General features: G+C 67.8%; 7 protein-coding genes and 1 pseudogene. 6 read left to right on the plus strand and 2 right to left on the minus strand.

Annotation, left to right across the window (positions count from 1 at the left end):
- The first annotated feature begins 12 nt into the window (after window positions 1-12).
- From GRZ55_RS18240 to dinB, 4 genes are read left to right on the plus strand one after another with little or no spacing between them, the layout of a single operon-like run.
- On the plus strand, window positions 13-768 hold the full coding sequence (locus GRZ55_RS18240; RefSeq protein WP_169288385.1) for a damage-inducible protein: 756 nt from the start codon (window positions 13-15) through the stop codon (window positions 766-768).
- Window positions 740-2,206 (plus strand): DNA polymerase Y family protein, encoded by a 1,467-nt coding sequence (locus GRZ55_RS18245; protein ID WP_210257409.1) that lies wholly within the window; start codon window positions 740-742, stop codon window positions 2,204-2,206. Before GRZ55_RS18240 ends, GRZ55_RS18245 begins: the two co-directional genes overlap by 29 nt.
- The gene (locus tag GRZ55_RS18250) at window positions 2,203-5,493 is read left to right on the plus strand and encodes an error-prone DNA polymerase (protein ID WP_169288387.1); all 3,291 of its coding nucleotides are present in this window, start codon (window positions 2,203-2,205) and stop codon (window positions 5,491-5,493) included. Before GRZ55_RS18245 ends, GRZ55_RS18250 begins: the two co-directional genes overlap by 4 nt.
- Before the next feature lie 4 nt (window positions 5,494-5,497).
- Window positions 5,498-6,760, plus strand: a complete 1,263-nt coding sequence (gene dinB, locus GRZ55_RS18255; RefSeq protein WP_169288388.1) for a DNA polymerase IV — start codon at window positions 5,498-5,500, stop codon at window positions 6,758-6,760.
- 32 nt (window positions 6,761-6,792) lie between these two features.
- Here dinB and GRZ55_RS18260 read toward each other — a convergent pair whose 3' ends face one another.
- Both GRZ55_RS18260 and GRZ55_RS18265 read right to left on the minus strand, forming a co-directional pair.
- The gene (locus GRZ55_RS18260; protein ID WP_368856641.1) at window positions 6,793-7,488 is read right to left on the minus strand and encodes a hypothetical protein; all 696 of its coding nucleotides are present in this window, start codon (window positions 7,486-7,488) and stop codon (window positions 6,793-6,795) included.
- Window positions 7,485-8,105, minus strand: a complete 621-nt coding sequence (locus GRZ55_RS18265; RefSeq protein WP_169288389.1) for an SOS response-associated peptidase — start codon at window positions 8,103-8,105, stop codon at window positions 7,485-7,487. The genes GRZ55_RS18260 and GRZ55_RS18265 overlap by 4 nt, the downstream gene beginning before the upstream one ends.
- 211 nt (window positions 8,106-8,316) lie before the next feature.
- Here GRZ55_RS18265 and GRZ55_RS18270 point away from each other — a divergent pair, with 211 nt between their 5' ends.
- Window positions 8,317-8,634 carry a hypothetical protein gene (locus tag GRZ55_RS18270; RefSeq protein WP_169288390.1) on the plus strand — a complete coding sequence of 106 codons (318 nt, stop codon included), beginning with the start codon at window positions 8,317-8,319 and terminating at the stop codon, window positions 8,632-8,634.
- A gap of 129 nt (window positions 8,635-8,763) precedes the next feature.
- Window positions 8,764-9,417 (plus strand): annotated as a pseudogene (locus GRZ55_RS18275) (ArdC family protein); the annotation flags it as partial.
- Between the last annotated feature and the right edge of the window lie 141 nt (window positions 9,418-9,558).

Genomic DNA, 9,558 nt, shown 5'->3' on the forward strand with positions numbered 1-9,558 from the left:
TCAACGAGAAACGTGCGGCCACAGCCCGCCATCGCGGAATTGCGCGCTCGGATCGAAAAGATCGAGGGGCAGCGGCGGCGCGTCCAATCGGTGCTTCCCTTTGGGGTCGCCGAGGTCGATGCGCGCCTGCCCGGCGGCGGGCTGGCGCTCGGCGCGCTCCATGAGATTGCGGGCGGCGGGAACGGCGTCACCGATGGCGCCGCCGCCGCGCTGTTCGCCGCCGGAATCGCCGCGCGCACCAGGGGCCGCGTGCTCTGGTGCCTTACCCAGGCGGATATTTTCGCCCCGGCCCTCGATCAGGCGGGGCTCAAGCCCGACCGGGTTTACTTTCTGGAGGCTCGCGACCAGACCGGAGTGCTGGCCTGCATGGAGGAAGGGCTGCGCCATGGCGGGCTCGGCGCGGTGGTCGGAGAAGTCGCGCATCTCTCGATGAAGGCGTCACGCCGTCTGATGCTCGCAGCGGAAGGGACCGGCACCGTCGGTATCGCCGTTAGACGCTGGCGCCGACAAGCCGACTCCATGGATTTCGGGCAGCCTACCGCCGCCGCGACGCGCTGGCGGGTTTCGGCGCTGCCCTCAACGCCCCTGCCGGTTCCCGGCGTCGGCCGCCATCGCTGGTTGGTCGAACTGATCCGCGCCCGCGCAGGGGAAAGTGCTGATTTCGAGTTGGAAGCGTGTAATGCACAAACGGGTCGTCTCGCTATACCTGCCGAGCTGGCCGACAGACCGGCTCCGGCGAATGACCGGCGCCGACGCGCCGCCGGCTGACGCGCCCCTGATCCTGGCGGGCCGGGAAGGAGCGAAACGGGTGGTGACGGCGCTGGACGCGGCGGCCCATGGTCTCGGCCTGCGCGTCGGCATGCCGGTCGCCAAAGCGCAGGCCCTCGTCGCGGGCCTTGCGATCTGCGACGCCGATCCCGAAGGCGACGCCGAAGCGCTGGAGCGGCTGGCGCTCTGGATACTCCAGCGGTTCTCGCCCGTCGTCGCCTCCGATCCCCCTGACGGCATCGTCATCGACTCCACCGGGTCCGATCACCTGCTCGGCGGGGAGGCCGCCATGCTCGACGCCCTCATAGGACGACTCGCCATGTCTGGCGTCGCCGCTCGTGCGGCGGTCGCCGACACCTGGGGCGCGGCCCACGCGCTCGCCCGCTTCGCCTCCGGCGCGGCCGTGATCACCGAGCCCGGACACGGCGCGCCGGTCCTCGCACCGCTTCCGATTGAGGCGCTGCGGCTTCCGCGCGCAATGCCCGCCGAGTTGCGCGTCCTCGGCTTCGAGACGGTCAGCGATCTGCTCGCCCAGCCTCGCGCGCCGCTCGTGCTGCGCTTCGGTCCCGAGCCGGGCCGGAGACTCGACGAGGCACTCGGCCGTTCGGCCGAGCCGATCGAGCCCATCCGACCCGCCGAGCTAATCGAGACCCGGCGCGTCTTCGCCGAGCCGATCTCGGCGGCGGAAACCATCGCCCGCTATATCGGCAAGCTGGTCGAGACCCTGTGCTCGAATCTCGAACAGGAGGGCCTCGGCGCGCGCCGTCTCGATCTCGTCTGCCAGCGCGTGGACAACACCGCCCAGGTCGTGCGCGTGGGAACCGCCCGGCCGGTGCGCGACGTCAAGCGATTGACGCGCCTCTTGTGCGACAAGATCGAGACCCTCGACCCAGGTTACGGCATCGAGGGGCTTTCACTCTGCGCCGTCCTTGCCGAGCCGCTGAAGCCCCGCCAGTCGGCGACCACGCTGCTCGACGAGGCCGAACCCGACATCTCCGATCTCATAGACACCCTGGCCAACAGGGTCGGCGAGCGCGCCATCCATCGCGCCGCCCCGGTTGCCAGCGACGTGCCCGAACGCTCGGTCTGCCGCGTGCCCGCGCTGTCCCCGGACACCGGAGCTGGCTGGCCCGATGCCTGGCCGCGCCCCGCGCGCCTCCTGCTCCGGCCCGAGCCGGTCGAGACCATCGCGCTGTTGCCCGACCATCCGCCCGTCTCCTTCACATGGCGGGGCGTGCGCCGCCGCGTGGCGCGTGCCGATGGCCCGGAGCGCGTGTTCGGGGAATGGTGGAAGCGCGACGCCGAGATGATCGCGGTGCGCGACTATTTCCGGGTCGAGGACGACGCGGGCGAACGCTTCTGGCTCTACCGGGCCGGCGACGGCGAGGACCCCGCCACCGGCTCGCATCGCTGGTTCATCCACGGAATCTTCGGATGACCGCGCCCCGTTACGCCGAGCTTCAGGTCACGTCGCATTTCTCGTTCCTGCGCGGAGCGTCATCGGCCGACGAGCTATTCGCCACCGCCGCCACGCAGGGGATCGAGGCGCTCGGCGTCGTGGACCGCAATTCCGTCGCGGGGATCGTGCGCGCCTGGGAGGCGGCTAAGGCCACCGGCGTCCGGCTGGTCGCGGGATGCCGGCTCGATCTCGCCTGCGGCATGGCGGTGCTCGTCTATCCGACCGACCGCGCCGCCTGGGCGCGATTGTGTCGCTTGTTAACACTCGGCAAGGGACGGGCGGGTAAGGCGAAATGCCATCTCGAATGGTCCGACCTCGCGCGCTACGCCGAGGGGCTGATCGCCATTCTCGTCCCCGACGAAGCGGACGAGACATGCGCGCTCAGGCTCCGCCGCCTGCGCGAGGTGTTCGGCGAGGACGCCCATCTCGCGCTCACCCTGCGCCGCCGGCCCAACGACCAAATGCGGCTGCACCAGCTCGCTGGCCTCGCCGCGCGGGCGGGCGTGGCCACCGTCGTCACCAATGACGTGCTGTTCCACGAGCCCGGCCGCCGCGTTCTGCAGGACGTCGTGACCGCCATCCGGCACACCACGACGATCGACGCGCTCGGCTTCCGGCGCGAGCGCCACGCCGACCGTTTCCTCAAGAGCCCCGAGGAGATGCACCGGCTGTTCGCCCGCTATCCCGAGGCGCTGGCACGCACCACTCTGATCGCCGGCCGTTGCCGGTTCTCGCCGGGCGATCTGGTCTATCAATATCCCGAGGAGCGCGACGATCCCACCCTGACCCCGCAACAGACCCTGGAGCGCCTGGCGTGGGAGGGCGCGGAGACTCGCTATCCCGAGGGCCTGCCCGAGAGCGTGCGCGCCGCCATCCGGCACGAGCTGGACTTGATCGCGCAACTCGACTACGCGCCCTATTTCCTGACGGTCCATTCCATCGTCCGCTTCGCGCGCGGCGAGGGTATCCTGTGCCAGGGGCGCGGCTCGGCTGCCAATTCGGCAGTCTGCTACGTGCTCGGCATCACCGCCATCGATCCCGACCGCAATTCATTGCTCTTCGAGCGGTTCGTCTCGGCCGAGCGCAACGAGCCGCCCGACATCGACGTCGATTTCGAGCATGAGCGGCGCGAAGAGGTGATCCAGTGGATCTACCGCACCTACGGCCGGGAGCGGGCGGCGCTGTGCGCGACCGTGATCCGCTACCGGGCCAAAGCCGCGCTCTGGGACGTCGGCAAGGCGATGGGCTTGCCCGAAGACCTCATCAAGACGCTCTCCAGCCAGGTCTGGGGCTGGTCCGAGCAGGAGGCCGGTCCCCAGCATGTGGACGCGCTCAACTTGAACCTTGAAGATCGCCGCCTGCGCCTCGCCCTCGATCTCGCGCGCCAGCTCATCGGCGCCCCGAGGCATCTCAGCCAGCATCCGGGCGGGTTCGTGCTGACCCGCGATCGGCTCGACGATCTCGTGCCGATCGAGCCGGCGGCTATGGAGGACCGCCAAGTCGTTGAATGGGATAAAGACGACATTGAGGCGCTCAAGATGATGAAGGTCGACGTGCTCGGCCTCGGCATGTTGAGCTGCATGCGCAAGGCGCTCGACCTGCTCGGCGACCATAAGGGCATCAAGCTCGATCTCGCCTCCATCCCTGCGGAAGATCCGCGGACCTACGCCATGATCCGGCGCGCGGACACATTGGGCACCTTCCAAATCGAGAGCCGCGCGCAAATGTCGATGCTGCCGCGCCTGAAACCCCGCACCTATTACGATCTCGTGGTGCAGGTCGCCATCGTGCGCCCCGGCCCGATCCAGGGCGATATGGTCCATCCCTATCTGAGACGCAGGGAGGGCGTCGAGGACGTCCACTATCCCAAACCCGAGCTGGAAGCGGTGCTGGGAAAAACCCTGGGGGTGCCACTCTTTCAGGAGCAAGCCATGCAGGTCGCCATCACCTGTGCCGGCTTCACGCCGGGCGAGGCCGACCAGCTCCGGCGCTCCATGGCAACCTTCAAGTTCACCGGCGGGGTCTCGAAGTTCCGCGACAAGCTCGTCGCGGGCATGGTCGCCAACGGCTATGACGAGGCGTTCGCCGAAGCCACCTTCCGGCAATTGGAGGGGTTCGGCTCCTACGGCTTCCCCGAAAGCCACGCCGCCTCCTTCGCCCTGCTGGCCTATGCCAGCGCTTGGTTGAAATGTTGGCATCCGGACGTGTTTTGCTGCGCCTTGGTCAATTCTCAGCCCATGGGATTCTACGCCGTCGCCCAGATCGTGCGCGACGCGCGCGAGCATAGCGTCGAAATCCGGCCCGTCTGTATCAACCGATCCCGTTGGGACTGCACGCTGGAGCCGGCCGGGAATGAGGGCCGCTTCGCCGTCCGCCTTGGCATGCGCCTGGTCAAGGGCCTCGCCAACCGCGACGCCGCCGCCATCGTGGCCGCGCGCGGGGACCGGCCCTATGGCTCAATCGACGATCTGTGGCGGCGCGCCCGCGTTCCGGCCGCCGCGCTCAGGGACCTGGCCAAGGCCGACGCCTTCCGGCCCGCCTTCGGCCTCGCCCGCCGCGAGGCGCTATGGGCGATCCGCCCGCTGCGCGACGAGCCGCTGCCCCTGTTCGCGGCCGCCGCCGACCGCGAGGCCGAGACGCTGTCCGAGATCACCGAGCCCGCCGTCATGCTGCGGCCCATGACGGATGGGCGCGAGGTCGTGGAGGATTACGGGCACACCGGCCTGTCGCTGCGCAGGCATCCGATCGCCTTTCTGCGCGCTGATCTGAGGAAGCGGCGCATCGTGCCCTGCGCCGAGGCGATGGGCGCGCGGGACGGACGCTGGCTGGAGACCGCAGGGCTCATCCTCGTGCGCCAGCGGCCGGGTTCGGCAAAGGGTGTCCTCTTCGCGACCATCGAGGACGAATCGGGGATCGCCAACGTTGTGGTCTGGACCAAGACCTTCGAGAAATACCGGCGCGTCGTCCTGGGATCGGCCATGCTCGGCGTGCGCGGACGCATCCAGCGCGAGGGCGATGTAGTGCATCTGGTCGCCCATCACCTCACCGACCTCACCGATCTGCTTTCATCGGTCGGGCACCGCGACGGCGCCTTTCCCCTGCCGCACGGGCGCGGCGACGAGTTTCATCATGGCAGCCCGGCGCCCGATCCGCGCGGTCGACCCAAGGTCCCCGCTACGCGCAACATCGGCGATCCCTATCGCCATCTGGATGAGATGCGTTCTGGGCAGGACGAGATCAGGGTCAGGACGCGGGATTTCCGGTGACGACATGGAGAGCCAGGCCACCATCCTCCATGCCGATCTCGACGCCTTCTACGCATCCGTGGAGCAATTGCTGAATCCTGACCTGCACGGCAAAGCCATCGCGGTCGGCGGCGGCGTGGTGCTCGCTGCCTCTTACGAGGCGAAGAAGTTCGGCGTGCATGGCGGCATGTCCGGCCGGAAGGCGCGCAAGCTGTGCCCCCAGCTCGTCTTCGTCAGGGGCAGCTTCAGCGAGTATCAACGCCTGGGCGATGCCGCTATCGCCATCCTTGGCGACTACACGCCGCTGGTCGAACGCATCTCTATCGACGAGGCATTCGCCGACGTTGCCGGCTGCACCCACCTGTTCGGCTCGCCGCAGGAGATCGCCGCGACCATCCGGCGGCGCGTGCGCGAGGAACTCGGCCTGCCCATCTCGGTCGGCGTGGCGCGCACCAAGCACCTCGCCAAGATCGCCTCCCAAGTCGCCAAGCCTGACGGTCTCGTCGTGGTCGATCCCGCGACCGAGTTGGACTTCCTCCATGACCTCCCGGTCGGCGTGATGTGGGGCGTCGGACCCGTCACCGAGGCAAAGCTGAAGGACCGGGGCATCCTCACCATCGGCCAGCTCGCCACCACGCCGGGCCATTCCCTGACCCGGCTGCTCGGTCCCGCCGCCGGCGAGAAGCTCGCGGCGCTCGCCTGGAACCGAGACGCCCGAGAAATCCGGCCGCAGCGCCGCTCCCGCTCGGCGGGCGCGCAGTCGGCGCTCGGCCGAAAACCGGCGGTCGCAGGGGTCATTACCCCGGTCCTGCTGCATCTGGCGGATCGCGTCGCCTCGCGCCTGCGCGCCAAGTCCCTGGCAGGCCGCACCGTCACGGTCCGCGTCCGCTTTGGCGACATGCGCGCCGTCACGCGCTCGACCACGCTCGACGCGCCGATCTCCGCGACGTCGATGCTGGCGGAGATCGCCGGAGAGCTGGTCCGCGCCGCGCTCGCCGATCACAGCAACGAGCGCGTCATCACGCTGCTCGCCGTCTCCGTCTCCCATCTCGGCAACCAGCCCGCGATCCAGCTCGAACTGCCGCTCGGCCTGCCCGACGAGAAGCGCCGGCCCGGCGCGCGGCAGGGCGCGGCCCGCTGGAGCGCCGACCGCGCGATGGACGCGGTGCGCGAGCGCTTCGGCCGCGACGCCGTGGGCTATGCGGCAACGCAGCTCGATCGCGCCCGATCCGTGCCGGACGCCTTCAGGGAACTGGCCGAGAAGGATCTGGGAAACAGCGAACGATGACCTTGGCCCATGATCGCCGCGGCGATCCGGGGTCACTCCTCCGCCAGAGCGTCGGCACCCGGCTCCTCGATGAGGTCTTCCGCCAGCTCCGACAGCCACGGCGACACGTCCTCGATCGTCACCGTGCCGGCATGGTCCGCATAGTAGTCCCCGACCGTGCGATATTTGTCGCCAAACCGCTCCCGGAAAAGCGCGCGGACCTTCTCGTTGCGGCTCAGCACGCTGTTCAGTGCCCGCCCTCCCTTGAGGAACGCCGTCGCATGATCGGTGCCGAGCAGATAGAGATTTTTCCGCTTGTCCGTCTCGTGATCGGCAAGCTGGAAATAGTCCTTGAAGATCGAGTTCTGGCGGATCGCCTCCGGTCCGCCGCGCCATCTGATGAACTTGAACTCGGCAACGCGAAGGTTGGTCTCCAGATCGAAGCGCCGCCCGGTATTGCCGGCGCCGAGCGAGACATATTCGACGCGCTCCCCTTGCTCCAGCACATGCGGCAGGCACAGCAGGATGCCGAGCGCGTGGATGGTCACGTTGATCTGACCGGCAAGCCGCTTCATCTCGGCGGCGGCCGCCAGAACCTCACGCCCCGCGCCGGCATTCTCGACGAACGCCGCGCTCTCCTCCGCCCCGATCCCACGGACCGAGGATTCGATCGCTCCGAGCGTTCTGGTCAGGTCATGGCCGGTGAAGGCGGCAAGGCGCGATACGACGTCGTCCGCGCCCAGCTTCACGCCGTCGCCTCGCTCGCGTCATCCCTGCCTTTCCTGACCGTCTCGACGGCGAGCGATCCCGCATCGAGCGGTCGCAGCAGCTCGGCCTCCGGCCGGGTCAGCCAAATCCACGCCGCCCAATCCTGCGGCCGCAGCACCACCACCTGGCGATTGTGGTAGGGCGCCACGTCCGGGCCGGGCTCCGTGGTCAGCATGGCGAAGGAGGCGGGATGGTTGCCGCGCGCCTCGCGCCAGATCGCGGCGATCGCCATGAAGGGCGCGCCGTTGAGCGTGAAGCGGTGCTTGGTCTTCGGATATTTCGTGCCGGTGAACTCGAAGAAGCCGGAGGCCGGCACGAGGCAACGCCGGGAGTCGGCGAAGCTGCGTTTCTCGGAGCGAAAATTGAAGACCGGGCCACGCTTGGGCTGGTCGGACGGCAGCCCGAAATTCATCGGCGTAAGCTCGACCGCGTTGTCGTTGGCGGCGGCCCGCATCAGCGGACCCATCTGGTTGATGCGGATGTCGTCAGCCTGCGGGAGGTCGAGTTCGGTCTGCTGCGTCGGAATGTTCAATTCCAGCGCCTGCATCATCCTGACGTATTCAATCCATTTGACGTGTTGCTCGTAGGCGTTGCACATTCTCGAAGTCTATCTTGAAAATCGAGGAAGTTCGAGACCGGGCGTCTCCCTTCGGGCCGCGCTCGCGGCTGGCGCTGAAGCCCCGCTTCGTGGGTCTTCACCCTGACGGGCTTTGATCCCTGACGCGACGCGCCTCTCGGCGCTACAGAGCTTGGATGGATACCAAACCGTCCAACGCCGGGCCGTCCCAAGACATACCCAGGACCTACAAATGAAGATACTGAAAGACCTCCCGCCAGGAACTATATGGCCGCATTTGCTTGACGCGGTCGAACGCACCGTGCTGGCCGACCTGCGCTCTTATGCGCAATCCAGGCAGAACGACGTCGACCGCGGTGCCGAGACTGCCGACCTCGCGGCCTTGCTCGTCGACAAATACTGCGAGGGACTCGCCACCGCCCTTCATATCGCTGGCATCGACTCGATTGTGCGCCACGAGGGGGACCGCCTGTGTCGGGAGATAGATCCGGAGTTCGACGCGCACCGGACGGCGCGATGGGCCGCGCGGCCGTGCTCGCTTAACTATTGAGCCGGTTGAGTTGCCGTCGTCATCCCGCAGGAATGCGCTCCCCTATAGAGTGAGAGGGCGGCCGGATGGGCCGTGACGGGTTGAGGATCGGGAGAGAGGCTCCCGAGGCCCGTCGCGGAGACCATCCCGATGGCAAGAAACAATCGCGTCGCTCGCTGCGGAAATGACCGGAGGAGCCTTTACGACGACATCACCGACAAGATCATCGCCGAGCTTGAGGACGGCCGCGTGCCCTGGGTCCAACCTTGGGGAACCGCGGCCGCGAAGGCGCCGCTCGCCATGCCCAAGAACGGCGCCACCGGGCGGCAGTATTCGGGCATCAACATTCTCCTGCTCTGGGGCTCCGTGATTGAACACGGCTTTCCATGTCAGAGTTGGCTGACCTTCCGCCAGGCTCTTTCGCTCGGCGGCAACGTGATGAAGGGCGAGCGCGGCACCACAATCGTCTTCGCCAACCGCTTCGTTCCGGAAGACGAGAAGCAGCGCGCGCGCGAGACCGGCGAGGAAGTCGCCGCCATCCCGTTCCTGAAGCGTTACACCGTCTTCAACGCTGCCCAATGCGAGGGTTTGCCCGACGATGTGGCAATCGTCGCGCCACCGCCTCCGCCTAACATGATTGAGCCGCAGGTCGATGCACTGATCAAAGCCACGGCGATCGACTTTCGAATCGGCGGCAGCCGCGCCTTCTACACGCCCGCGCTCGACTATGTTCAGGTCCCCCCGCCCCAAGCCTACCACGAGCCGATCAACTGGCACCGCACGGCATTGCACGAGATGGGCCATTATGCCGTAAGATGGATTATGCCGCATGGCCGAGTTCGGCGGCTGCTGCGTCTGCTGTCGGCCATGCGGCAGTTCGGCATAATCAGAGCGCTTTGAAGAAGGCGAGTATGGGGTGGAAGAACGAACCCGCTGCGCGGGAGG

The sequence above is a fragment of the Chelativorans sp. ZYF759 genome (assembly GCF_012911015.1).
GTDB lineage: Bacteria > Pseudomonadota > Alphaproteobacteria > Rhizobiales > Rhizobiaceae > ZYF759.